Source organism: Pseudomonas sp. KnCO4, from assembly GCF_045344305.1.
Lineage (GTDB): Bacteria > Pseudomonadota > Gammaproteobacteria > Pseudomonadales > Pseudomonadaceae > Aquipseudomonas > Aquipseudomonas anuradhapurensis.
On sequence record NZ_CP174199.1, the window covers coordinates 1,443,015 to 1,467,013 of the forward strand.

The 23,999-nt window shown below is 60.3% G+C and carries 19 protein-coding genes; 17 read left to right on the top strand and 2 right to left on the bottom strand.

Features of this window, described 5'->3' with window-relative positions:
* Positions 1–54: 54 nt before the first annotated feature.
* Entirely contained in the window at positions 55–726 is a 672-nt protein-coding gene (mupP, locus tag ACJA3S_RS06730; RefSeq protein ID WP_170028801.1) for an N-acetylmuramic acid 6-phosphate phosphatase MupP, read from the bottom strand.
* Between the two features lie 2 nt (positions 727–728).
* Positions 729–1,427, bottom strand: coding sequence for a bifunctional 2-polyprenyl-6-hydroxyphenol methylase/3-demethylubiquinol 3-O-methyltransferase UbiG (ubiG, locus tag ACJA3S_RS06735; protein ID WP_025338098.1), 699 nt, complete (start codon positions 1,425–1,427; stop codon positions 729–731).
* 110 nt (positions 1,428–1,537) lie between these two features.
* On the opposite strand from ubiG, the gene mtnA reads away from it, so the two are divergent.
* From mtnA to ACJA3S_RS06820, 17 genes are all read left to right on the top strand, one after another.
* Positions 1,538–2,614 (top strand): S-methyl-5-thioribose-1-phosphate isomerase, encoded by a 1,077-nt coding sequence (gene mtnA, locus ACJA3S_RS06740; RefSeq protein WP_406821252.1) that lies wholly within the window; start codon positions 1,538–1,540, stop codon positions 2,612–2,614.
* 365 nt (positions 2,615–2,979) lie between these two features.
* Positions 2,980–5,745, top strand: coding sequence for a DNA gyrase subunit A (gene gyrA, locus ACJA3S_RS06745; protein WP_406821253.1), 2,766 nt, complete (start codon positions 2,980–2,982; stop codon positions 5,743–5,745).
* A gap of 265 nt (positions 5,746–6,010) precedes the next feature.
* Complete coding sequence (gene serC / locus ACJA3S_RS06750) at positions 6,011–7,096, top strand: 3-phosphoserine/phosphohydroxythreonine transaminase (RefSeq protein ID WP_406821254.1); 1,086 nt, start codon at positions 6,011–6,013, stop codon at positions 7,094–7,096.
* A complete protein-coding gene (gene pheA / locus ACJA3S_RS06755; protein ID WP_013971453.1) occupies positions 7,096–8,190 on the top strand; it encodes a prephenate dehydratase in 1,095 nt (364 codons plus the stop codon). The genes serC and pheA overlap by 1 nt, the downstream gene beginning before the upstream one ends.
* 209 nt (positions 8,191–8,399) lie before the next feature.
* A complete protein-coding gene (locus ACJA3S_RS06760; protein ID WP_406822216.1) occupies positions 8,400–10,619 on the top strand; it encodes a bifunctional prephenate dehydrogenase/3-phosphoshikimate 1-carboxyvinyltransferase in 2,220 nt (739 codons plus the stop codon).
* Entirely contained in the window at positions 10,616–11,302 is a 687-nt protein-coding gene (gene cmk / locus ACJA3S_RS06765) for a (d)CMP kinase (protein WP_406821255.1), read from the top strand. The genes ACJA3S_RS06760 and cmk overlap by 4 nt, the downstream gene beginning before the upstream one ends.
* Before the next feature lie 124 nt (positions 11,303–11,426).
* Positions 11,427–13,103 (top strand): 30S ribosomal protein S1, encoded by a 1,677-nt coding sequence (gene rpsA / locus ACJA3S_RS06770; RefSeq protein WP_003252673.1) that lies wholly within the window; start codon positions 11,427–11,429, stop codon positions 13,101–13,103.
* Positions 13,104–13,439: 336 nt separating this feature from the next.
* Positions 13,440–13,739: an integration host factor subunit beta gene (gene ihfB / locus ACJA3S_RS06775; protein WP_013971456.1), complete on the top strand. Its 300-nt coding sequence runs from the start codon at positions 13,440–13,442 to the stop codon at positions 13,737–13,739.
* A gap of 19 nt (positions 13,740–13,758) precedes the next feature.
* The gene (locus ACJA3S_RS06780; RefSeq protein ID WP_170028807.1) at positions 13,759–14,022 is read left to right on the top strand and encodes a lipopolysaccharide assembly protein LapA domain-containing protein; all 264 of its coding nucleotides are present in this window, start codon (positions 13,759–13,761) and stop codon (positions 14,020–14,022) included.
* A 101-nt stretch (positions 14,023–14,123) separates the two neighbouring features.
* Complete coding sequence (locus ACJA3S_RS06785) at positions 14,124–15,551, top strand: MBL fold metallo-hydrolase RNA specificity domain-containing protein (RefSeq protein WP_406821256.1); 1,428 nt, start codon at positions 14,124–14,126, stop codon at positions 15,549–15,551.
* Between the two features lie 207 nt (positions 15,552–15,758).
* On the top strand, positions 15,759–16,817 hold the full coding sequence (locus ACJA3S_RS06790; protein WP_406821257.1) for an LPS O-antigen chain length determinant protein WzzB: 1,059 nt from the start codon (positions 15,759–15,761) through the stop codon (positions 16,815–16,817).
* Positions 16,818–16,914: 97 nt separating this feature from the next.
* Complete coding sequence (locus tag ACJA3S_RS06795; protein WP_406821258.1) at positions 16,915–18,333, top strand: Wzz/FepE/Etk N-terminal domain-containing protein; 1,419 nt, start codon at positions 16,915–16,917, stop codon at positions 18,331–18,333.
* A gap of 606 nt (positions 18,334–18,939) precedes the next feature.
* Positions 18,940–19,920 (top strand): NAD-dependent 4,6-dehydratase LegB, encoded by a 981-nt coding sequence (locus ACJA3S_RS06800; RefSeq protein ID WP_406821259.1) that lies wholly within the window; start codon positions 18,940–18,942, stop codon positions 19,918–19,920.
* Positions 19,921–19,929: 9 nt separating this feature from the next.
* Positions 19,930–21,081, top strand: a complete 1,152-nt coding sequence (locus ACJA3S_RS06805; protein ID WP_406821260.1) for a LegC family aminotransferase — start codon at positions 19,930–19,932, stop codon at positions 21,079–21,081.
* Positions 21,078–22,232 (top strand): UDP-N-acetylglucosamine 2-epimerase, encoded by a 1,155-nt coding sequence (gene neuC / locus ACJA3S_RS06810; protein WP_406821261.1) that lies wholly within the window; start codon positions 21,078–21,080, stop codon positions 22,230–22,232. The genes ACJA3S_RS06805 and neuC overlap by 4 nt, the downstream gene beginning before the upstream one ends.
* Before the next feature lie 3 nt (positions 22,233–22,235).
* A complete protein-coding gene (gene neuB / locus ACJA3S_RS06815) occupies positions 22,236–23,321 on the top strand; it encodes an N-acetylneuraminate synthase (protein WP_406821262.1) in 1,086 nt (361 codons plus the stop codon).
* Entirely contained in the window at positions 23,318–23,986 is a 669-nt protein-coding gene (locus ACJA3S_RS06820) for an acetyltransferase (RefSeq protein ID WP_406821263.1), read from the top strand. Before neuB ends, ACJA3S_RS06820 begins: the two co-directional genes overlap by 4 nt.
* The last annotated feature ends 13 nt before the right edge of the window (positions 23,987–23,999 follow it).

Consider the following 23,999-nt stretch of genomic DNA (forward strand, 5'->3'; position numbering starts at 1 on the left):
GCCTGCTTCGCGGGCTTGCCCGCTCCCACAGAATCTGGCGTCAGCCGTTGCTACTCAGCAGCCGCACAGCGCGCTGTCGATCACTTTGCGCAGCTCCAGCGGGTGGTCCACCACCACGTCGGCGCCCCAGTTGTTGGGGTTGTCCTCTGGATGAATATAGCCGTAGCGCACCGCCGCGGTACGGGTGCCGGCATCGCGGCCAGACTCGATGTCGCGCAGGTCGTCGCCGACGAACAATACGCTGGCCGGGTCCAGGTTCAGGGTCTTGCAGGCGAGGATCAGCGGCTCGGGGTCGGGCTTGCTGTTCTTCACGTGGTCGGGGCAGATCAGCAGCGCCGAACGCTCGGCCAGGCCCAGCTGCTGCATGATCGGCTCGGCGAAGCGCACCGGCTTGTTGGTGACCACCCCCCACAGCAGGTTGCCTTTCTCGATGTCGGCCAGCAGCTCGGCCATGCCGTCGAACAGCTTGCTGTGCACCGCGCAGTCGCGCTGGTAGCGCTCGAGGAACTCCAGGCGCAGGGCCTCGAAGCCTTCCGCTTCGGGGCTGATGGCGAACGTGGCGGCAACCATGGCGCGGGCGCCACCGGAAATCACGTCGCGGATGCGCTGGTCGTCGATGGCCGGCAGGCCACGCTCGGCGAGCATGGCCTGGCAGATGGCGATGAAGTCTGGCGCCGTGTCGAGCAGGGTGCCGTCCATGTCGAACAGAACTGCTTGCAAACGCATGCTCATTCCTCGCGCAAGGTCTGGATCATGTAATTGACGTCCACGTCGCTGCTGAGCTTGTAGTGCTTGGTCAGCGGGTTGTAGGTCAGGCCGATGATGTCCTTGACCTGCAGCCCGGCGACGCGGCTCCAGGCGCCCAGCTCGGACGGGCGGATGAACTTCTTGAAGTCATGGGTGCCGCGCGGCAGCATCTTCAGGATGTACTCGGCGCCGACGATTGCCAGCAGGTAGGCCTTGGGGTTGCGGTTGATGGTCGAGAAGAACACCTGGCCGCCAGGCTTGACCATGCGGTAGCAGGCGCGGATGACCGAGGACGGGTCGGGCACGTGCTCGAGCATTTCCAGGCAGGTGACCACGTCGAACTGTTCGGGCATTTCCTCGGCCAGGGCTTCGGCGGTGATCTGCCGGTATTCCACCTGCACGCCCGACTCCAGCTGGTGCAGCTGGGCCACCGCCAGCGGTGCCTCGCCCATGTCGATGCCAGTGACCGTGGCGCCACGCAGAGCCATGGCCTCGCTGAGGATGCCGCCACCACAACCCACGTCCAGCACTTTCTTGCCGGCCAGGCTGGCGCGCTCGTCGATCCAGTTGACGCGCAGCGGGTTGATTTCGTGCAGCGGCTTGAACTCGCTTTCGCGGTCCCACCAGCGGTGGGCCAGCGCTTCGAACTTGGCGATTTCGGCGCGGTCGACGTTGCTCATTGAACAGTCCTCTGAAACTTCGCAAAATTGCGCCGGAGTATACCCGAGCGCTCGGCCCCCAGGGTCGCTATAATCGCCGGCTTTTGATATCCGAACGACGGGGAGAGGCGATGCGCGAGCGACTTTTGGCGGCGGAGAAGGTGACCGCGATCCGCTGGCAGGGCGGCGTCCTGCACCTGCTCGACCAGCGCCTGCTGCCGTCGGAGGAGCGTTGGCTGGCCTGCGACAATGTCGCGCAGGTGGCCGCAGCGGTCCGCGACATGGCCGTGCGCGGCGCCTCGGCGATCGGCATCGTGGTGGCCTACGGCCTGGTACTGGCGCTGGAAGAGCGCCTGGCCCAGGGCGGCGACTGGGAGATGGACCTGGAAGAAGACTTCCTGTTGCTGGCCGAGGCACGCCCCACGGCCGCCAACCTGTTCTGGGCGTTGAACCGCATGCGTGAGCGCCTGCAGCGCCTGCGCGCCGACGAGGACGTGCTGGCCGCGCTGGAGGCCGAGGCGGTGGCCATCCATGAAAGCGACCGGGAAGCCAACCTGACCATGGCCCAGCACGGCATCGAGCTGATTCGCCGCCACCAGGGCAACGCCCAGACCCTGCTCACCTACGGCAATGCCGGCGCCCTGGCCAGCGGCGGCTTCGGCACCGCGCTGGGGGTGATCCGTGCCAGCTACCTGGAAGGCATGGTCGAACGGGTGTACGCCGGCGAGACCCGCCCTTGGCTGCAAGGCTCGCGCCTGACCGCCTGGGAGCTGGCCAACGAAGGCATCCCGGTGACCCTGTGCGCCGACTCGGCGCTGGCCCACCTGATGAAGACCAAGGGCATCACCTGGGTCGTGGTGGGCGCTGACTGCATTGCCGCCAACGGGGACATGGCCAGCAAGATCGGCACGTACCAGCTGGCGGTCAGTGCCATGCACCACGGCGTGCGTTTCATGGTGGTGGCGCCGAGCACCAGCATCGACCTGAACCTGGCCACGGGCGAGGACATCCCGCTGGAAGAGCGTGCTGCCGACGAGTTGCTGGACATTGGCGGCACTCGCGTGGCGCCGGATGTCGAGGTGTTCAACCCGGTGTTCGACGTGACCCCGGCCGACCTGATCGACGTGATTGTGACCGAGCGCGGCATCGTCGAGCGGCCTGATACCGCCAAGCTGGCACAGTTGATTTGCCGCAAGCGCCTGCACTGATTTTTGCACTGCCTGTGTCGGCCTCTTCGCGGGTAAACCCGCTCCCACAGGTACACCACCGCCCTCAGGCCTTGTGCTATCCCTGTGGGAGCGGGTTTACCCGCGAAGAGGCCGGCACAGGCGGTAGAATTTCCGGATTCAAAGCGCTTCGAGGCCACCTGCCACATCTCCCCACCGCCCCCGCCTTTGTGATAACATCCGGCAGTTTCCAGGACCGCCTACCACGGCGGCCTTCATTGCGCAGATCCATGGCACAACTCATTGATTTGTCGTAAGTCGTCGCACCACATGCGCTGCGGCGGCGAGCTTCGTTCGGCCCTTGATGGAGCTGCGAAGTTTCACCAGAAAAAGGAATCAGGCTTCTCATGGGCGAACTGGCCAAAGAAATCCTCCCGGTCAATATCGAAGACGAACTGAGACAGTCCTACCTCGACTACGCGATGAGCGTGATTGTCGGGCGAGCGCTGCCCGATGCACGTGACGGCTTGAAGCCCGTGCATCGTCGCGTCCTCTATGCGATGAGCGAACTGGGCAACGACTGGAACAAGCCGTACAAGAAATCCGCCCGTGTGGTCGGTGACGTGATCGGTAAGTACCACCCCCACGGCGACACTGCGGTCTACGACACCATCGTGCGTATGGCCCAGCCATTCTCGCTGCGCTACCTGCTGGTCGACGGCCAGGGCAACTTCGGCTCGGTGGACGGCGACAACGCCGCGGCCATGCGATACACCGAAGTGCGCATGTCCAAGCTGGCCCACGAGCTGCTGGCCGACCTGCACAAGGAAACCGTCGACTGGGTACCCAACTACGACGGCACCGAACAGATCCCGGCGGTCATGCCGACCCGTATCCCCAACCTGCTGGTCAACGGCTCCAGCGGTATCGCCGTGGGCATGGCGACCAACATCCCGCCGCACAACCTCGGCGAGGTCATCGACGGCTGCCTGGCGCTGATCGACAACCCGGATGTCACCATCGATGAGCTGATGCAGCACATCCCGGGCCCGGACTTCCCGACTGCCGGCCTGATCAACGGCCGCCAGGGCATCATCGAGGCCTATCGTACCGGCCGTGGCCGAATCTACATGCGCGCCCGCTCCGAAATCGAAGACATCGACAAGGCCGGCGGCCGCCAGCAGATCGTGGTTACCGAGCTGCCGTACCAGCTGAACAAGGCGCGCCTGATCGAGAAGATCGCCGAGCTGGTCAAAGAGAAGAAGATCGAAGGCATCACCGAGCTGCGCGACGAGTCCGACAAGGACGGCATGCGCATCGTCATCGAGCTGCGTCGCGGCGAGGTGCCGGAGGTGGTGCTCAACAACCTGTATTCGCAGACCCAGCTGCAGAGCGTATTCGGCATCAACGTCGTCGCCCTGGTCGATGGCCGTCCGCGCCTGCTCAACCTCAAGGACCTGCTCGAAGCGTTCGTCCGTCACCGCCGCGAAGTGGTGACCCGCCGTACCGTGTTCGAGCTGCGCAAGGCCCGCGAACGCGGCCATATCCTTGAAGGCCAGGCCGTCGCGCTGTCCAACATCGACCCGGTCATCGCCCTGATCAAGGCCTCGCCGACCCCGTCCGAAGCCAAGGAAGCCCTGGTGTCCACCGCCTGGGAATCCAGCGCCGTGCAGGTCATGGTCGAGCGCGCCGGCGCCGATTCCTGCCGCCCCGAGGACCTGCCGGAGCAGTACGGCCTGCGTGAAGGCAAGTATTACCTGTCGCCGGAACAGGCCCAGGCGATCCTCGACCTGCGCCTGCACCGCCTGACCGGCCTGGAGCACGAGAAGCTGCTGGCCGAGTACCAGGAAATCCTCGAGCAGATCGGCGAACTGATCCGCATCCTCAGCAGCGCCGAGCGCCTGATGGAAGTGATCCGCGAAGAGCTGGAAGCCATCCGCGCCGAATACGGCGATGCCCGCCGCACCGAGATCCTCGATGCGCGCCACGACCTCAACTACGGCGACATGATCCCCGAAGAAGAGCGCGTGGTGACCATCTCCCACGGCGGCTACGCCAAGACCCAGCCGCTGTCCGCCTACCAGGCCCAGCGCCGTGGCGGCAAAGGCAAGTCGGCCACCGGGGTGAAGGACGAGGACTACGTCGAGCACCTGCTGGTGGCCAACAGCCACGCCACCCTGCTGCTGTTCTCCAGCCGCGGCAAGGTGTACTGGCTGAAGACCTACGACATTCCTGAGGCGTCTCGCGCCGCCCGCGGCCGGCCGATGGTCAACCTGCTGCCGCTGGAGGAGGGTGAGCGCATCACCGCCATGCTGCAGATCGACCTCGAGGCCCTGCAGCAGAGCGCTGGCGCCGACGAAGAGCTGGAGGACGCGGAAGACACCGTGCTCGAAGGCGAAGTGGTCGAGGCCGAGGAAGTCGACGAGGAAGACGGCGATACCCCTGAGTGGGTGGCCGAGCCGACCGGCGCCTACATCTTCATGGCCACCGCTTCGGGTACCGTGAAGAAGACCCCGCTGGTGCAGTTCGCCCGTCCACGCTCCAACGGCCTGATCGCCCTGAAGCTGAAGGAAGGTGACACCCTGATCGCGGCGGCCATCACCGACGGCGCCAAGGAAGTCATGATGTTCTCCGACGCCGGCAAGGTGATCCGCTTCGCCGAGAGCGTGGTGCGCGAGATGGGCCGTAACGCCCGTGGTGTGCGTGGCATGAAGCTGGGCAAGGGCCAGCGGATCATCTCCATGCTGATCCCGGAATCCGGCGCGCAGATCCTCACCGCCTCCGAGCGCGGCTTCGGCAAGCGTACCCCGCTGTCCAAGTTCCCGCGTCGCGGCCGTGGTGGCCAGGGCGTGATCGCCATGGGTACCAAAGGGCGCAATGGCCTGCTTATCGGTGCCATCCAGGTGCAGGAAGGCGAAGAGATCATGCTGATCTCTGACCAGGGCACCCTGGTGCGGACCCGTGTTGGCGAAGTGTCCAGCCTGGGCCGCAATACCCAGGGCGTGACCTTGATCAAGCTGGCCAATGACGAGACACTCGTAGGCCTGGAGCGTATCCAGGAGCCGTCCGAGGAAGAGCTCGATGATGTGCTCGAGGCGGACGAAGAGGGTGTCGCGGCCGAAGCGCCAGACAATGACGAAGCTGCTGGCGCCGAAGAGGCCCCGCAGGAGTAAGCGTAAAACCCGAACGGGGCGACCAAGGTCGCCCCGTTTGCCTGATGAAAGCAGGCAATGCTGAACCCGCCCTATGGCGGGGCGAGCTTTTTTGTAGGAGCGGCCCTGCGTCGCGAAAGGGGCGCAAAGCGGCCCCGGCTTCTAGTAGCGCCGCTGAGCCCCAGGGCTGCCTTGCAGCCCTTTCGCGACGCAAGGCCGCTCCTACAAGAGCAGCGCGTGGCCTGAAAGTTAAGATTTTGTTCTATTTGGCAGAGCGAGAGTGGATGTGAGCAAACGAGCCTTTAACTTCTGCGCAGGCCCTGCTGCGCTTCCTGACGCTGTTCTGCAGCGTGCGCAGGCCGAGATGCTGGATTGGCATGGCAAGGGCTTGTCGGTGATGGAAATGAGCCATCGCAGCGACGACTACGTGGCCATCGCCGAAAAGGCCGAGCAGGACCTGCGTGACCTGCTGTCCGTCCCCTCCAACTACAAGGTGCTGTTCCTGCAGGGCGGCGCCAGCCAGCAGTTCGCCGAAATCCCGCTGAACCTGCTGCCGGAAAACGGCACCGCCGACTACATCGAGACCGGCATCTGGTCGAAAAAGGCCATCGAGGAAGCGCGCCGCTTCGGCAATGTCAACGTCGCCGCCAGCGCCAAGCCCTACGACTACCTGGCCATCCCCGGCCAGAACGAGTGGAACCTGACCAAGAACGCGGCGTACGTGCACTATGCGTCCAACGAGACTATTGGTGGCCTGCAGTTCGACTGGGTGCCCGAGACCGGTGACGTACCGCTGGTGGTCGACATGTCCTCCGACATCCTCTCGCGCCCGATCGATGTCTCGCAGTACGGCCTGATCTACGCTGGCGCGCAGAAAAACATCGGCCCAAGCGGCCTGGTCGTGGTGATCGTGCGCGAAGACCTGCTGGGTCACGCCCGCAGCAGCTGCCCGACGATGCTCGACTACAAGGTCGCGGCCGACAACGGCTCGATGTACAACACCCCGGCTACCTACTCCTGGTACCTCTCCGGCCTGGTCTTCGAGTGGCTGAAGGAGCAGGGTGGCGTCGAGGCCATGGAGCAGCGCAACCGCGCCAAGAAAGACCGCCTGTACGGCTTCATCGACAGCAGCGAGTTCTACACCAACCCGATCAGCCACAACGCCCGGTCGTGGATGAACGTGCCGTTCCGCCTGGCTGACGAGCGCCTGGACAAGGCCTTCCTCGCCGGCGCCGATGCCCGTGGCCTGCTCAACCTCAAGGGCCACCGTTCGGTCGGCGGCATGCGCGCCTCCATCTACAACGCCCTGGGCCTCGAGGCGGTGGAAGCCCTGGTGGCCTACATGGCCGAATTCGAGAAGGAGCACGGCTGATGTCCGAGCACGAACTGAAGGCGCTGCGCGTGCGCATCGACAGCCTCGACGAGAAGATCCTCGAGCTGATCAGCGAGCGTGCCCGTTGCGCCCAGGAAGTGGCCAAGGTCAAGACCGCCTCGCTGGCCGAGGGTGAAAAGCCGGTGTTCTATCGCCCCGAGCGTGAAGCTGCCGTGCTCAAGCGCGTGATGGAGCGCAACAAGGGGCCGCTGGACAACGAAGAGATGGCGCGCTTGTTCCGCGAAATCATGTCGTCGTGCCTGGCCCTGGAAGAGCCGCTGAAAATCGCCTACCTGGGCCCGGAAGGCACCTTCACCCAGGCCGCGGCCATGAAGCACTTCGGCCACGCGGTGATCAGCCGGCCGATGGCGGCCATCGACGAAGTGTTCCGCGAAGTGGCGGCCGGTGCCGTCAACTTTGGCGTGGTGCCGGTGGAAAACTCCACCGAGGGCGCGGTCAGCCATACCCTGGACAGCTTCCTCGAGCACGACATGGTGATCTGCGGTGAAGTCGAGCTGCGTATCCACCACCACCTGTTGGTGGGCGAGAACACCAAGACCGACAGCATCACCCGCATCTACTCCCACGCCCAGTCGCTGGCGCAGTGCCGCAAATGGCTCGACGCGCACTACCCGAACGTGGAGCGCGTGGCGGTGTCGAGCAATGCCGAGGCGGCCAAGCGGGTCAAGGGCGAGTGGAACTCGGCGGCGATCGCCGGCGACATGGCGGCCAACCTGTACGGCCTGACCCGTCTGGCCGAAAAGATCGAAGACCGCCCGGACAACTCCACGCGCTTCCTGATGATCGGTAACCAGGAAGTGCCGCCGACCGGCGACGACAAGACCTCGATCATTGTGTCGATGAGCAACAAGCCAGGTGCCTTGCACGAGTTGCTGGTACCGTTCCATCAGAACGGTATCGACCTGACCCGTATCGAGACCCGTCCGTCGCGCAGTGGCAAGTGGACCTACGTGTTCTTCATCGACTTCGTCGGCCACCACCGTGACCCGCTGATCAAGGCAGTGCTCGAGCAGATCAGCCAGGAAGCTGTGGCGCTGAAGGTGCTGGGGTCGTATCCGAAGGCGGTGCTTTGATTTGAGAGGGTTGGGGCCGCCTCGCGCCCCATCGCGACACAAGGCCGCTCCTACAGGTATTGTGCGGGCCTCGAAACGCTACGGGCCCCTGTAGGAGCGGGCTTGCGTCGCGATGGGCTGCAACGCAGCCCCATGGGCCTCAAGACTGCCTAGATTTCTGAACAGGGTTCGCACCAGTGGTAAATGCAGCAAAAACCAAACCCGCGCCAATCATTGACCGCCTGGTCGTGGTCGGCCTCGGCCTGATCGGTGGCTCGTTCGCCAAGGGCCTGCGTGAAAGCGGCCTGTGCCGCGAAGTGGTCGGTGTCGACCTGGACGCCCCCTCGCGCAAGCTGGCCGTGGCCATGGGCGTGGTCGACCGCTGCGAAGAAGACATCGCTGCGGCATGCGTGGGTGCCGATGTCATCCAGCTGGCGGTGCCGATCCTGGCCATGGAAAAACTGCTCGCCTGCCTGGCCACGCTCGACCTCGGCAACGCCGTCATCACCGATGTCGGCAGCGCCAAGGGCAATGTGGTGCGTGAGGCGCGCGCCGTGTTTGTGAACGACGGCAGTGCACGCCTGTCGCGCTTCGTCCCCGGCCACCCGATCGCCGGTTCCGAGCAGAGCGGGGTAGAGGCGTCCAACGCCAGCCTGTTCCGCCGCCACAAGGTCATCCTCACGCCGCTGGCCGAAACCGACCCGGCCGCCCTGGCCCTGGTCGACCGCCTGTGGCGCGCGCTGGAAGCCGATGTGGAGCACATGCCGGTCGAGCGCCACGACGAAGTGCTGGCCGCCACCAGTCACCTGCCGCACCTGCTGGCCTTCGGCCTGGTCGATTCGCTGGCCAGACGCAATGAAAACCTCGAGATCTTCCGGTACGCTGCGGGAGGCTTCCGCGATTTCACGAGAATCGCCGGCAGCGACCCGACCATGTGGCACGACATCTTCCTCGCCAACCGCGATGCTGTCCTGCGCACGCTTGATACATATCGCAGCGACCTCGACGCCTTGCGCGACGCGATCGCTGAAGGGGACGGGCACCAGCTGCTGGGTGTATTCACCCGCGCTCGGGTAGCCCGCGAGCATTTCAGTAAAATCCTGGCCCGCCGGGCCTATGTGGACGCTATGAACGCCAACGATCTGATTTTCCTGGCCCAACCGGGTGGCCGCCTGTCCGGGCGAATTCGCGTACCGGGCGACAAGTCGATTTCCCACCGCTCGATCATGCTCGGCTCGCTGGCCGAAGGCATCACCGAGGTCGAAGGCTTCCTCGAAGGTGAGGACGCGCTGGCGACCCTGCAGGCATTCCGCGACATGGGCGTGGTCATCGAAGGCCCCAACCACGGTCGCGTGACCATTCATGGCGTTGGCCTGCACGGCCTGAAGCCGCCACCTGGGCCGCTGTATGTGGGCAACTCGGGTACTTCGATGCGCCTGCTGTCGGGCCTGCTGGCCGGCCAGCCGTTCGATGTGACCATGACCGGCGACGCCTCGCTGTCCAAGCGCCCGATGAACCGTGTGGCCAACCCGCTGCGCGAAATGGGCGCAGTGGTCGAGACCGGCCCGGACGGCCGTCCGCCACTGACCATCCGCGGTGGCCACAAGCTCAAGGCGCTGACCTACACGCTGCCGATGGCCAGTGCCCAGGTCAAATCCTGCCTGCTGCTGGCCGGCCTGTATGCCGAAGGCAAGACCACCGTCACCGAGCCCGCGCCGACTCGTGACCACACCGAGCGCATGCTGCGCGGCTTCGGTTACAGCGTCGAAAGCAACGGCCCGGTGGCCTCGCTGCAGTCCGGCGGCAAGCTCACCGCTACCCGTATCGAAGTGCCGGCCGATATTTCCTCGGCAGCCTTCTTCCTGGTGGCCGCGTCCATCGCCGAAGGCTCCGAGCTGGTGCTGGAGCACGTCGGTATCAACCCGACCCGTACCGGCGTGATCGATATCCTGCGCTTGATGGGCGGCGACATCACCCTGGAAAACCAGCGTGAAGTCGGCGGCGAGCCAGTGGCCGACCTGCGCGTGCGTGGCGCCCGCCTGAAGGGCATCGACATCCCGGAGGAGCTGGTGCCGCTGGCCATCGACGAGTTCCCGGTGCTGTTCGTCGCCGCTGCCTGCGCCGAAGGGCGCACCGTGCTGCGTGGGGCCGAAGAGCTGCGGGTGAAGGAATCCGACCGTATCCAGGTGATGGCCGATGGCCTGATCACCCTGGGCATCAAGTGCGAGCCGACCCCGGACGGCATCATCATCGACGGCGGCCAGCTGGGCGGTGGCGAGGTGCATGGCCACGGTGACCACCGCATCGCCATGGCCTTCAGCGTGGCTTCGCTGCGCGCGAGCGCGCCGATCCGCATCCACGACTGCGCCAACGTCGCCACTTCCTTCCCCAACTTCCTGGCGCTGTGCGCCGAGGTCGGCATCCGCGTGGCGGAAGAGGGCAAGTCGTGAGTAGCCTGGCGCCGGTCATCACCATCGACGGGCCCAGCGGCTCCGGCAAGGGCACCGTTGCCGGCCTGCTGGCCCGCGAGCTGGGCTGGAAGCTGCTGGACTCCGGCGCGCTGTACCGCTTGCTGGCGTTCAATGCCACCAACCATGGCGTCGACCTGACCAACGAAGAGCTGCTGACCAAGCTTGCCGCCCATCTGGATGTGCAGTTCATTGCCGCCCAGCCCGGTAAGCTTCAGCAAACCATCCTCGAAGGCGAGGATGTCAGCCAGGTCATCCGTACCGAAACCGTCGGTGCCGGTGCCTCGATGGTTGCCTCGCTGCCTGCGGTGCGTGAAGCGCTGCTGGAGCGCCAGCGTGCGTTCCGCGAACTGCCCGGGCTGATCGCCGACGGCCGGGACATGGGCACCGTGGTGTTCCCGGACGCGCCGTTGAAGGTGTTCCTCACCGCCAGTGCGGAGGAGCGCGCGCGCCGCCGCTATCTGCAGTTGAAGGGCAAGGGTGAAGATGTTAGTCTGTCGAGTCTGCTGGATGAGATTCGTGCGCGTGATGAACGTGACACCCAACGTGCAGTGGCCCCGCTGAAACCAGCGGCCGATGCCATTCAGTTGGACTCTACCGAGTTGTCCATCGAGCAGGTGTTGCAACGTATCAAGAGTGAGCTCGCCCTGCGCGACCTGCTCTGATAGCCAGGAAAGCAGGCAGGGGCACCAGTCAACGTCCTGCCCGCTTTCCTTTACTTAAAACAGACCCACATTGTCTGGAATGTGGCGAGGGGCGTATGTTTCGCCCGAATCTACAGGAATTAAAATGAGCGAAAGCTTTGCAGAACTCTTTGAAGAAAGCCTGAAAACCCTCAATCTTCAGCCGGGTGCCATCATCACCGGTATCGTTGTCGACATCGACGGCGACTGGGTTACCGTACACGCTGGCCTGAAGTCCGAGGGCGTCATCCCGCTCGAGCAGTTCTACAACGAAGCTGGCGAGCTGACCATCAAGGTCGGTGACGAAGTTCACGTTGCGCTGGACGCGGTCGAAGACGGCTTTGGCGAAACCAAGCTGTCCCGTGAAAAAGCCAAGCGCGCCGAGTGCTGGATTGTTCTGGAAGCAGCTTTCGCCGCCGAAGAAGTGGTCAAGGGCGTTATCAACGGTAAGGTTAAGGGCGGCTTCACTGTCGACGTTAACGGCATCCGTGCGTTCCTGCCGGGCTCCCTGGTTGATGTCCGCCCTGTGCGCGACACCACCCACCTGGAAGGCAAAGAGCTGGAATTCAAGGTCATCAAGCTGGACCAGAAGCGCAACAACGTTGTCGTTTCCCGTCGCAGCGTGCTGGAAGCCGAGAACAGCGCCGAGCGCGAAGCCCTGCTGGAAACCCTGCAGGAAGGCCAGCAAGTCAAGGGTATCGTCAAGAACCTCACCGACTACGGCGCATTCGTGGACCTGGGCGGTATCGACGGCCTGCTGCACATCACCGACATGGCCTGGAAGCGCATCAAGCACCCGTCGGAAATCGTTAACGTTGGCGACGAAGTCGACGTACGCGTTCTGAAGTTCGACCGTGAGCGCAACCGCGTTTCGCTGGGTCTGAAGCAGATGGGCGAAGATCCGTGGGTAGCTATCACTGCCCGTTACCCAGAAGGTACTCGCGTACAGGCTCGCGTTACCAACCTGACCGACTACGGCTGCTTCGCTGAGCTGGAAGAAGGCGTTGAAGGTCTGGTACACGTTTCCGAAATGGACTGGACCAACAAGAACATCCACCCGTCGAAAGTCGTTCAGGTTGGCGACGAAGTGGAAGTCATGGTTCTGGACATCGACGAAGAGCGTCGTCGTATCTCCCTGGGCATCAAGCAGTGCAAGTCCAACCCATGGGAAGACTTCTCCGGCCAGTTCAACAAGGGTGACAAGATCACCGGTACCATCAAGTCGATCACCGACTTCGGTATCTTCATCGGCCTGGACGGCGGCATCGACGGCCTGGTTCACCTGTCCGACATCTCCTGGAACGAAACCGGCGAAGAAGCCGTACGTCGTTTCAAGAAGGGCGACGAGCTGGAAACCGTCATCCTGTCGGTTGACCCAGAGCGCGAGCGCATCTCCCTGGGCATCAAGCAGCTGGAAGACGATCCGTTCTCCAACTTCGTTGCTGTCAATGACAAGGGCGCTATCGTCAAGGGCATCGTGAAGGAAGTTGACGCCAAGGGCGCCATCGTCACTCTGGCCGACGACATCGAAGCTACTCTGAAAGCTTCCGAAATCAGCCGTGACCGCGTTGAAGACGCGCGTAACGTCCTGAAGGAAGGCGAAGAGATCGAAGCCAAGATCATCAGCGTTGACCGCAAGTCCCGCGTTATCAGCCTGTCCATCAAGTCGAAGGACGATGCTGAAGAGCGCGAAGCCATCCAGAGCCTGAAAAACGCTCCGGAAGCGGCTGCCGACACCACCATGGCTGCGCTGCTGCGCGAAGCAATGGCCAAGCAGAACTGAGTTCTGTTTGATCGGTAAAAAAGGGTGGCCTTCGGGCCACCCTTTTTTTTTGCGCTTCTGTCGGGTGAAGGGGGAGGTGTTCCTCGTAGGAGGGGTATCGGCTGTGAGGCCGAACGCTGCCCACGCAGCAGGCGATCTCCCAGGCGCCACCTCCCGTGCGCCGAGCGCTAACCAGCCAAAACCCCACCCCGCCAAGCCCCGCCAGCTAGACCATTCCGACAAAACTTCAATCTTGAATTTTTTTATTAAGTCAAGAACCACCCTGTTCAAATCCTTCCCAGCGTGCTACAAACTGGTTAAGCAATGATCTAGCTGCTTGATAACGAAGGGAAAAATATGACGAAGTCGGAGCTGATCGAACGTATTGTCACCCATCAGGGGCTGCTCTCGTCCAAGGACGTGGAGTTGGCCATCAAGACCATGCTTGAACAGATGTCACAATGCCTTGCCACCGGCGATCGCATCGAGATCCGCGGTTTTGGCAGCTTCTCGCTGCACTATCGCGCACCGCGTGTCGGTCGTAACCCGAAGACCGGCCAGTCGGTCAGCCTCGAAGGCAAGTTCGTGCCGCACTTCAAGCCCGGCAAAGAATTGCGCGACCGGGTCAATGAAGAAGAGCACGAGGCCCACACCTGATTCCACAAGGAGCAATCTGATGCGTAACCTCAAGCGCGCCCTGGCGGCGGTGTTCGTGCTGCTGTTGGCGGCTGTGGTGCTGTTCTTCGTTCTGGAAAACCAGCAAACCGTCTCGTTGGTCCTGTTCGGCTGGGCTGCTCCAGCCATGCCGGTTGCGGTGCTGGTACTTGCCGCGCTGGTGATTGGCCTGGCAATCGGGCCTTTGCTGGGGGCATACAGCGTACAGCGCAGCAAACGCAAGATCCGGGCTTCCGCACGCCAGGCGGCACTAAGCAGCAATTAACGACATTTCCTACGGCTTCTTAGGAATCCTCACCTTTGCCTGTACCGGCTGTCATGGAGTAATAGCGCACTTCATTTTCGGCCCAGGCGAGTGTGTGCAGCATGGAATATCCCGTCGTTTCCCATCACGGTGGCACCCAGGGCGTCACCGGATCTTGCCATCAGCTGCATCTCGATCCGTCGATCAGCCTGCTCATCGACTGTGGCCTGGCGCAGGGCGACGACGCCGCGCCAGGCGCTGCATCCGCGCCGCTCGGTTTCGACGTGCAGGGCATCCAGGCCTTGGTCATCACCCATGTTCACCTTGATCACGTAGGGCGCATCCCGGCCCTGCTGGCCGCCGGCTACCGTGGCCCCATCCTGTGCAGCGAACCCTCTGCCCGGCTGCTGCCGCTGGTGCTGGAGGATGCCTACAAGCTCAGCATCAGCAGCGAACCCGCCCAGGTCGCAAGGTACCTGGAATTCGTCCGCAAGCTCATCGTGCCGCTGCCTTTCGAGCAGTGGCATCCGCTGGTCGAGCGCCCCGGTCTCAGCTGCCGCATCCGCCTGCAGCGCGCCGGTCACCTATTGGGTTCGGCGTATGTCGAATGCGACATGCAGTACGAACAGGTCAACACCCGCTATGTGTTCTCCGGTGACCTCGGCGCCTGTGGCAACCCCTTGCTGCGCCCCGTGCGGCCGCCGGAGCGGGCCGACCTGCTGGTTTTGGAAAGTACCTACGGCGACCGCCTGCACCCACCGGTGGCAGACCGCGAGCAGCGCCTGGAAGCCGCCATCGACCGCGCCTTGGCCGACCAGGGCACGCTGTTGATTCCCGCTTTCAGCCTGGGTCGCACCCAAGAGTTGCTGTACGACCTCGAAGGCATTCTTCATCGCAAGGCCTTGCTCGGCAAATCCGGCCAGTCACCGGCTGGCGAGCCAGTCGATTGGTCGCAACTGCCGATCATTCTCGACTCACCCTTGGCCCAGCGCATCACCGGGGTGTACCGGGAGCTGCACGACTACTGGAATGCCGAGGCCAGGGCGCGCCTGGCCGATGGGCGCGATCCGCTGGATTTCAGCCAGTTGATCAGCATCGATAGCCATGCACGCCACCACCAGGTGGTCAATTACCTCAAGAGCACCGGGCGGCCGGCGATTGTCATTGCCGGCAATGGCATGTGTTCGGGTGGGCGCATCGTCAACTACCTGAAGGCGATGCTGGGGGATCCGCGGCATGAGGTGATGTTTGTCGGCTACCAGGCCAAGGGCACGCCGGGGGCGGTGATACAGGCCAGTGAAGGGGCGGAAGGGTTTGTGCAGATTGATCTGGATGGCGATATGTATGAAATACGGGCCAAGGTGATGACGTTGGCTGGCTATTCGGCGCATGCTGATCAGGCGGGGTTGGTGCGGTTTGCGCTGGGTTGTAATGCTCGGCGGGTAGCTTTGGTGCATGGGGAGGGGAGGGCCAAGCGGGCGTTGGCGGATGCGCTGCGGGCTGCGTTTGCGCAGGGGGGAGATGAGGTGTGCGTCACAATTGCGAGATGACCTTTGGGCGGGAGGGGTGATGCCTGTCAGATCGTGCGGAACTTTTGCGAACCGGTTCTTTCTACTGAAGCTTAAAGTGAGGTTAGAAGCGTGGCGGCAGAGGTGGCAAATAGCCGCTACGCTTGATTCGAGGGTTGCCGTGCCCGGCTGGCCAGACGCAAATCCTGAGATGACGCAATCAGACAGACCCAAGGAAAAGAAGACTAAATGCGCAATGAACGCGAGCGCCTGAGTGGTAGCGACGAGATTGATCTGTTTGAGCTATTCGGAGTGCTGTGGAAGCAAAAGGTAGTGATCATTTCAATTGGCTTGATCGTGGCTGCGTTTGCCGTGGCTTATGCCTTGTTGGCTACGCCGATTTACGAAGCCAGGGTTATTGTGCAGCCTCCGACCCATAATGATATTGCTCAGCTGAACTATGGACGCGGGGGTAGTAGCGGGCTGAATGTGTTTTCCGTCAAGGATGTTTATGGTGTATACCTGCGAAATCTTCAGTCAGAATCCCTCCGTCGTGAGTTTTTCCGTAAGGTTTATCTTCCAAGTCTTCCAGAGGAAAAGCGCAAAGGTTCACAGGACGCGCTATACAACCAGTTTCGGGACGTTCTTAGTCTCGGGGCGGTGAACAAGGATTCGTCAGATCGCTTTTTTGTGACCTCTAGCCAGCCCGATCCAGGGCAGGCTGCTCAATGGGTGGTGCATTACGTCGAAATGGCGGGTGAGCGAGCTAAGAAAGAAATCATCCAAAATGCGCGAGCTGATGCGCTGGTGAAGGCTGACAACCTTGAGCAGCAGGTAAGGGCTGAGCGTGAAAGTGCTCGAAAGCAGCGGGAGGATCAGATTGCCCAGTTGACCGAAGCGCTGCGGGTTGCTCGTTCGATCGGCTTGGAAAGGCCGCCAATCATTTCCAATAACCTGTCCGGTGAGCTCTCTGCGGGTATGGACGGCTCGCTTACCTACATGCGTGGCTCAAAAGCACTTGAGGCAGAGATAGAAAACCTGCGCAATAGGGCTTCTGATGATCCCTTCATAGCTAAATTGCGACAACGGCAGGAGGCAATGGCATTCTATCGAGCGCTGCAGGTGGATCCTGCTGTGGTTCAGGTCTACGGCCAGGATGGCGCTATTGAATCGCCTGATCGCCCTGTTAAACCTAAGAAACTCATCATCGTAGTGCTGGGTGCCATTTTAGGGCTAGTGCTTGGCACGGTTGTTGGGTTTGTTCGTCATTTTGGGGTTTCTCGTTTGCGAAACGGCCAGCTCGGGTGACAGAAGCCGCGAGCAGGGTGGTAGTGGGATGCATTCAGTGTCACAATGCCAGCTTCGTCCTAGGGGACAGGGAAGTTTTACTCAAGCGGAATGGGACATGACGTCCACGGCGCTAGTGCTAGCCTTGTCTTCGGAAGCTGTTTCACTCAACCCGACAGGCATCAGCGTGACAGGCATTCCCACAATTTCCCCCGCTCCGATTCGTGATGAGATCGACGTAGTAGGCGTATTGCAGGCACTTTGGAAGAAAAAAAAACAAATTGGTGCGTGTGCGTGCCTGGCTGGAGTGCTGGCCGGCGGATATGCGTTCCTACTGACGCCGGAGTTCCAGGTCAGTACTGTGTTACGCCCGGCAGCGTTAAATGACCTTGATAGTTTGAATCGTTCAAAGGTCTATAAGCTCACGCCAGGTCAAGCGCTTGATAGGATTGGCGCGTCTTTAGACTCTTACGAAACACGTCTAGGGTACTTTCGTACCAATCCTGAGCTTCAGAAGGCTTTTGTGGCGCCTGGTCGTTCAGAAGAGCAGGGATTTGAGTATTTTAATCGTAATGCATTGAAAGTGCTTCAGCCTGATACTAATAAAAGTAGTCAGGTAGCGACATTTGTTCGAATTGATCTTCGTTATCCTAGAGGCATTGATGGGCAACAAGTGCTCAATGGCCTTGTTCAATACGCGATTCAGAAAGAGCGCCTGTTGGTTGCTGAAGATCTTAGGGTTATTATAAGTAACCGGATCAAGGAAATTGACAACGAGTTAGCATCGGCTCGCGCGGAATATGAAATCGGTAAGATGAGTGAAATTGCAGCCTTGCAAGAGGGCGATGATATCAAGCGTGCGAGGCTCAATGACGAGTTGCGTGCTCTGCGCGCTCAACTCAAGTTGCGACGCGCAGACAGAATTGCTCAGTTGGATGAAGCCATCGCGATTGCTCGCAGGTTGGGACTGAAGCGTCCCTCCACGCCCTCTTCAATCGGTCACAGCGAGGCAGAAGGGACTGGTAACGTGATACGTACGGAGATAAACAATCAGCAAGTACCAATGTACTTCCTCGGCACCGATGCGCTGGAGGCAGAGCGGCAAGCTCTAAGGGAAAGAAAAACCGATGATTTTGTCGAGCCGCGAATCGCTCAGATCCGCAAAGAGCTGATGTTGCTGGAACAGAATCGTACTATGCAAGCCCTTGAGCAGCGCCAGAAGGACGAGCTTTTTGTGAAGGGGGGTGAGGCCCTGCGTGCGGAGCGTTCACGGCTGAATGCGGTCAATTCGGATTTGAGTAGCTTGCGTCTGGTTAGCGTCGATCAGTTGGCTACGGAACCGCTTAGTCCTATTTTTCCACGGAAGTCGCTCTTTGTTTCTCTTGGTGCGTTACTGGGGGGGGTGATTGGAATGGTTTACGTGCTATTGCGCCATGCGTTGAAGGCTCATCGACGTGCTGAACTTCGTCAGGCCATAATGATGAAAAATGTCATCGGAGCTGAGGTGATTACACCGTTGCCAATCAGACCTCAGTGATCTTTAATGGCTGCCCATGATTTCAGCTGTGTATTTTTAGGTGTTGGCAAAGTGACAGTATCAGTTGGCTGGTTGGGCATTTGCGTCCTGTATGGTTAATTCGTTTTTTGAACGTTGGTTCTGTACAGTTCAGCGGCTTTTTATTTTGATGGGTAGTTTGTTTGGGTTGGTGCTAAGCGTCCCGGAAAATCTGGTGCAAGTTCTGCTGTACCGGGCGTTGGGGGGGGGCTACTTGGCTCCCTGGTACATCACGGGAGTGTTAGGTCTTGTCGTATTCGGAGGGTTTCTGCACTCGTTCATGCTTGCTGGAGGCGCACTTGGCTTTGTCTTCATGGCCAAGTCGTAGCTGCGCCGCCGCTCTGAATCGGCCCTTTGAACCAGGCAAATCCAGAGGTTTCGCGGCTGCTGCCTCGCTACTGGTGCCGTTCGTCTGGCATGTTTCCGGTGGGCATTGCCAGGGGGCTGGTGCTGCCATACCAAAAAATGTAAATTTAGGTGATCGACAGCTGTCGGCTCCCGGCAATAATAGCCTGCTTTATATCGAAACATATTTATATTCGTGAGTATATTTATTCTATGCTCGCTTGACTGGATTAAGGTGCGGTTATGAAGAAGGTACTGGTAACAGGTGCAGATGGCTTTATCGGTTCGCATCTGACCGAACTGCTGGTTCGCGAAGGGTATGAGGTCAAGGCGCTTTCCCAATATAACTCGTTCAATTACTGGGGTTGGCTGGAAGATGTGGCCTGCCTGAAAGATATTGAAGTGTTAAATGGTGATGTTCGTGATCCTCATTACTGCAAACATATCACTAAAGACGTAGACACCGTCTTCCATCTTGCAGCATTGATCGCTATTCCTTATTCCTATGTGGCGCCGGATAGCTATGTAGATACAAATGTCAAAGGCACGTTAAATATCTGTCAGGCAGCGATGGACAATGGCGTGCAACGGGTTATCCACACTTCTACTAGTGAAGTGTATGGCACAGCACAGTACGTGCCGATCGATGAACAGCATCCGCTGCAGCCTCAATCGCCATACAGTGCATCGAAAATCGGCGCCGACGCCATGGCGATGAGCTTCTTTAATGCTTTCGACCTGCCTCTGACTATCGCGCGCCCCTTCAATACCTATGGTCCGCGCCAGTCCGCACGCGCGGTGATTCCGACTATCATCACCCAGATCGCCGACGGCAAGAAGCAGATCAAGCTGGGTGATGTGTCGCCGACCCGTGACTTCAACTACGTCGCCGACACCTGCCGTGGCTTCCTAGAACTCGCCCGTTGCGAAAAGGCGATTGGCGAGACTGTAAACATCGGTTCAAACTTCGAGATTTCCGTTGGCGCCACGCTGGAGTTGATTCGCGAGCTGATGGGGAGTGATGTCGAATTCCTGATGGATGACCAGCGCCTGCGTCCAGAAAAGTCGGAAGTATTCCGTTTGTGGTGCGATAACAGCAAAATTCATGGCCTGACCGGCTTCAAGCCGCAGTACTCCATCCGGGAAGGCCTGCAGGAAACCATCGATTGGTTCTCCCGCGCGGAAAACCTGGTCAAATACAAAGCCGACCTCTACAACGTCTGAGTCCTTGTCATGTTCGATGCGCTGATCGATTTCATACGCGGGCAGTACCGTACAAATGAGTTCATTCCGCTCCATGCCCCTGTGTTCCAGGGAAATGAAAAGCAGTATGTACTTGAAACGGTTGATTCAACCTTCGTTTCCAGCGTTGGCGCTTTCGTCGACCGTTTCGAGCGTGACATGGCGGCTTACACTGGCTCCCCGCGCGCTGTGGCCACGGTCAACGGCACAGCCGCCTTACACATTTCGCTGCTATTAGCGGGTGTGAGACCGGGCGACTTAGTCGTGACGCAACCCCTGACATTTGTTGCAACCTGCAACGCGATCGCCTACTGCAATGCGGAGCCGGTGTTCGTTGACGTTGATCGACATACTTTAGGGCTCTCGCCCACGGCTCTTGAGGAATGGCTGGAAGAAAATGCCTACCTCGACCCAGAAGGCACGTGCCGCACCAAGTCAGGCGGGCGAGTGCTTCGTGCTTGCTTGCCGATGCATACGTTCGGCCATCCGGTGGCACTCGATGAGCTCATGGATGTATGCGGGCGCTGGAACTTGGCACTGGTCGAGGATGCGGCGGAATCCCTGGGCAGTCTGTACAAAGGGCGACACACTGGCACCTTCGGTTGTGTCGGCACGCTGAGCTTTAATGGCAACAAGATTATTACCACTGGTGGCGGGGGCATGATCCTGGCCGGAGAGGCACTCGGCATACGTGCCAAGCACATCACCACCACTGCCAAGCAACCCCATGCCTACGAGTATGTGCACGACGAGGTGGGCTACAACTACCGTTTGCCCAATCTCAATGCGGCGCTCGGCTGCGCGCAGTTGGAAAGCCTCGAGACGTTCATCGCCTCTAAGCGTGCGCTGGCGGAGAGCTACGAGGCGTTTTTCAAAGGATATTCGGCCCAGTTCGTTCGCGAGCCTGAGGGGTGCCGTTCTAACTACTGGCTGAATGCAATCATTTGTGAAAATCTGGCGCAGCGCGACGCGCTTCTCCAGAGCAGTAACCAAGCGGGTGTGATGACTAGGCCGATCTGGAAATTGATGACGCATCTGCCGGCTTTCGCCAATGCGCTGCGCGGTGGCTTACATAATGCGCTGTGGCTGGAAGAGCGGGTTGTCAACCTGCCCAGCAGCGTGCCGCCGGAGCAGTTGGCTTGAAGCGAAGAATTTGCGTCTTTACTGGCACTCGGGCTGAGTATGGGCTGCTTTACTGGCTGATGAAGGACATTCAGGCCAGCGCCGAACTCGAGCTGCAGGTGATTGTGAGTGGCATGCATCTGTCGCCCGAGTTTGGCGAAACCTGGAAAACCATTGAAAACGACGGTTTTACCATTGATGCTAAGGTCGAGATGCTGCTGTCGTCCGACAGTGACGTCGGAGTGGTCAAGTCCATGGGCTTGGGCGTGCTCGGCTTTGCAGATGCATTGGATCGTCTTCGTCCTGATGCCCTAGTTGTTCTGGGGGATCGCTTCGAGGCTCTGGCCATCGTGCAGTGTGCGTTAGTAATGAAAATCCCGGTGGCACATCTGCATGGTGGTGAGATCACCGAAGGTGCCTATGACGATGCTATCCGTCATGCTATTACCAAGATGTCATACCTCCATTTCGTGGCCGCCGAACCCTACCGCCATCGTGTTATCCAGATGGGGGAATCTGCCGACCGGGTATTCAACGTAGGCGCCATTGGACTCGATCACCTTATGCGCAGCCCACGTATGACGCGGCATGAGCTATCGCAGAGTCTGGCTTTCGATCTCAGCGCACCCTATCTCCTAGTCACTTATCATCCGGTAACCCTGGCCGAAGAAGACCCGGTGCAGAGCTTTAAGGCACTACTGGCTGCGCTTGACCGTTTTCCCGAGCACAAGGTGATCCTGACCTATCCGAACGCTGATAATGGCGGGCGCGCTATCATCCCTTTACTCGAAGACTATGCCCGCCAGGCGCCGGCACGGATCAAGGCGATTCCATCGCTAGGGTTCAAACGTTACTTGAGCGCAGTGGCGCTGGCCGATGCCGTTGTGGGGAATTCCTCAAGCGGCATCATCGAAGTACCCGCCTTCGGTGTTCCAACGATCAACATTGGCGCCCGTCAAGAGGGGCGGCTTGCAGCGGAATCGGTATTGAATAGCAAAGCCGATGCGTTGTCGATTGAGGCTGCATTGCGCCATGCGCTGAGCACTGATTTTGCCGCCGTTTGTAAACGAGCGGTTAACCCCTACGGGGCGGGAAATGCCGCCAGCAGTATCGTGGATGTTCTCAAGCGTTTTGAAGCTCGACACAACAAGCCCTTTCACGATTTGAGTTGAACCATGCAATCGTCCAATAGAAATGCGGTATATGTCATTGCCGAGGCGGGTGTTAACCACAATGGCGAACGGGACCTGGCTTTCGCCTTAGTGGACGTAGCAGCCGACGCAGGCGCCGATGCTGTCAAGTTCCAGACGTTCGATGCTGACCGGCTTGCCTCTAAAGCGGCCCCCAAGGCCAATTACCAGAAGCATAGTACTGATGCATCGGAGAGTCAGGTGGCCATGCTCAAGAAACTTGAACTGCCTAGGGATTGGCACTTCGAGTTGCAGGCCTATGCTCGCAGCAAAGGCATCGAGTTTCTCTCCACTGCATTCGATACCGGAAGTCTGGCGTTCCTATGCGAGATGGACTTGCCATTTTTCAAGGTACCTTCAGGCGAGCTGACGAACGGGCCGCTGCTCTGGCAATTTGCCCATACCGGAAAGCCGCTGGTTCTTTCCACGGGCATGGCGACAATGAGCGAAGTTGAGCAGGGGCTTGCCATTGTGGCCCATGCCCTAGGGTCGGCAACAGAGCCCACTGACATGGACGAAGTCTGGAGGTGTTGGGGCAATCCGCAAAACCGCCAGCGTTTGCAGGGGCACGTTACCTTACTGCACTGTACTTCGCAGTACCCGACGCCCGCTCATGAAGTCAATCTTCGGGCAATGGACACCCTAAAGGCCTTCGGCCTGGCAGTGGGTTATTCTGACCATACCGAAGGCTGCCTGATCCCTGCGGCGGCTGTGGCCCGGGGCGCAATGGTCATTGAGAAGCACTTTACCCTGGATCGCTCAATGGATGGCCCTGATCACAAGGCCTCTCTGGAGCCTGAAGAGCTCAAACTGATGGTCGCGCAAATCCGCGCTCTAGAACTGGCGCTGGGCGATCCGTGTAAGGCACCGCAGCCCAGTGAATGGGACACCCGTAAGGCTGCTCGCCAGCAAGTTGTGGCGGCCCGTGAAATCCCCGCAGGCGCGATCATCAGCCGCGATGACCTCACCACGGCGCGCAGCGGTTCCGGCTTATCGCCCACGACCCTTTGGGAGCTCGTCGGCAGCACCAGCCGTCGTGCCTTCATGGTCGGCGAGATCATCGAAAAATGACATTGCCTCCGACACGGCCTTTGCCATTAGTCTTCCTAGGGGCGGGAGGGCATGCGAAGGTGTTACTTTCACTGACTCAGGCATGCGGCTACGACATTCGTGGAGTGTGTGATCCCGGGCTTGCTAAGCATGGTGTAAAGCAGTGGAGAGGTATAGAAGTGTTGGGTGGTGATGACGCGCTGGAGCAGTTCGCCCCCGGCAGCGTGGAACTGGTCAATGGCGTGGGGCAAGTAGTGGGCAGTACCCTACGACGCCTTATCTTCGAGCGGGCCCGTGACAGGGGCTTTTACTTTCCCCCACTCGTGCATCCGACGGTCTGGCTCGACGGTTCGGTCGTGCTAGAGGAAGGGGCTCAGGTAATGGCTGGGGTGATACTGCAGCCTGACGTGATCGTTGGCTGCAATACTGTAGTCAATACCTCGGCAAGCGTGGACCATGATTGCCGACTGGGCGCCCATGTCCATGTCGCCCCTGGCGTAACCCTGTGCGGCGGCGTCGACGTCTCGGTCGGTGCTTTTATCGGAAGCGGATCCACCGTCATACAGGGAGTAGTCATCGGAGAAGGCGCAGTGGTCGGTGCTGGGACGGTCGTCGTACGTGATGTGCCGGCCCATGGTGTTTTGGTAGGTTCGTCGGCGCGTCTAAGACCCGTGTCGGGCGTGTAAACTTAAGGAAGGT

Excerpts from the sequence above, each read along its gene's own strand:
- mupP (WP_170028801.1), bottom strand. The coding sequence starts at position 726 with ATGCGTTTGCAAGCAGTTCTGTTCGACATGGACGGCACCCTGCTCGAC.
- ubiG (WP_025338098.1), bottom strand. The coding sequence starts at position 1,427 with ATGAGCAACGTCGACCGCGCCGAAATCGCCAAGTTCGAAGCGCTGGCC.
- mtnA (WP_406821252.1), top strand. The coding sequence starts at position 1,538 with ATGCGCGAGCGACTTTTGGCGGCGGAGAAGGTGACCGCGATCCGCTGG.
- gyrA (WP_406821253.1), top strand. The coding sequence starts at position 2,980 with ATGGGCGAACTGGCCAAAGAAATCCTCCCGGTCAATATCGAAGACGAA.
- pheA (WP_013971453.1), top strand. The coding sequence starts at position 7,096 with ATGTCCGAGCACGAACTGAAGGCGCTGCGCGTGCGCATCGACAGCCTC.
- rpsA (WP_003252673.1), top strand. The coding sequence starts at position 11,427 with ATGAGCGAAAGCTTTGCAGAACTCTTTGAAGAAAGCCTGAAAACCCTC.
- ihfB (WP_013971456.1), top strand. The coding sequence starts at position 13,440 with ATGACGAAGTCGGAGCTGATCGAACGTATTGTCACCCATCAGGGGCTG.
- ACJA3S_RS06780 (WP_170028807.1), top strand. The coding sequence starts at position 13,759 with ATGCGTAACCTCAAGCGCGCCCTGGCGGCGGTGTTCGTGCTGCTGTTG.
- ACJA3S_RS06785 (WP_406821256.1), top strand. The coding sequence starts at position 14,124 with ATGGAATATCCCGTCGTTTCCCATCACGGTGGCACCCAGGGCGTCACC.
- ACJA3S_RS06790 (WP_406821257.1), top strand. The coding sequence starts at position 15,759 with ATGCGCAATGAACGCGAGCGCCTGAGTGGTAGCGACGAGATTGATCTG.
- ACJA3S_RS06795 (WP_406821258.1), top strand. The coding sequence starts at position 16,915 with ATGACGTCCACGGCGCTAGTGCTAGCCTTGTCTTCGGAAGCTGTTTCA.
- ACJA3S_RS06800 (WP_406821259.1), top strand. The coding sequence starts at position 18,940 with ATGAAGAAGGTACTGGTAACAGGTGCAGATGGCTTTATCGGTTCGCAT.
- ACJA3S_RS06805 (WP_406821260.1), top strand. The coding sequence starts at position 19,930 with ATGTTCGATGCGCTGATCGATTTCATACGCGGGCAGTACCGTACAAAT.
- neuB (WP_406821262.1), top strand. The coding sequence starts at position 22,236 with ATGCAATCGTCCAATAGAAATGCGGTATATGTCATTGCCGAGGCGGGT.
- ACJA3S_RS06820 (WP_406821263.1), top strand. The coding sequence starts at position 23,318 with ATGACATTGCCTCCGACACGGCCTTTGCCATTAGTCTTCCTAGGGGCG.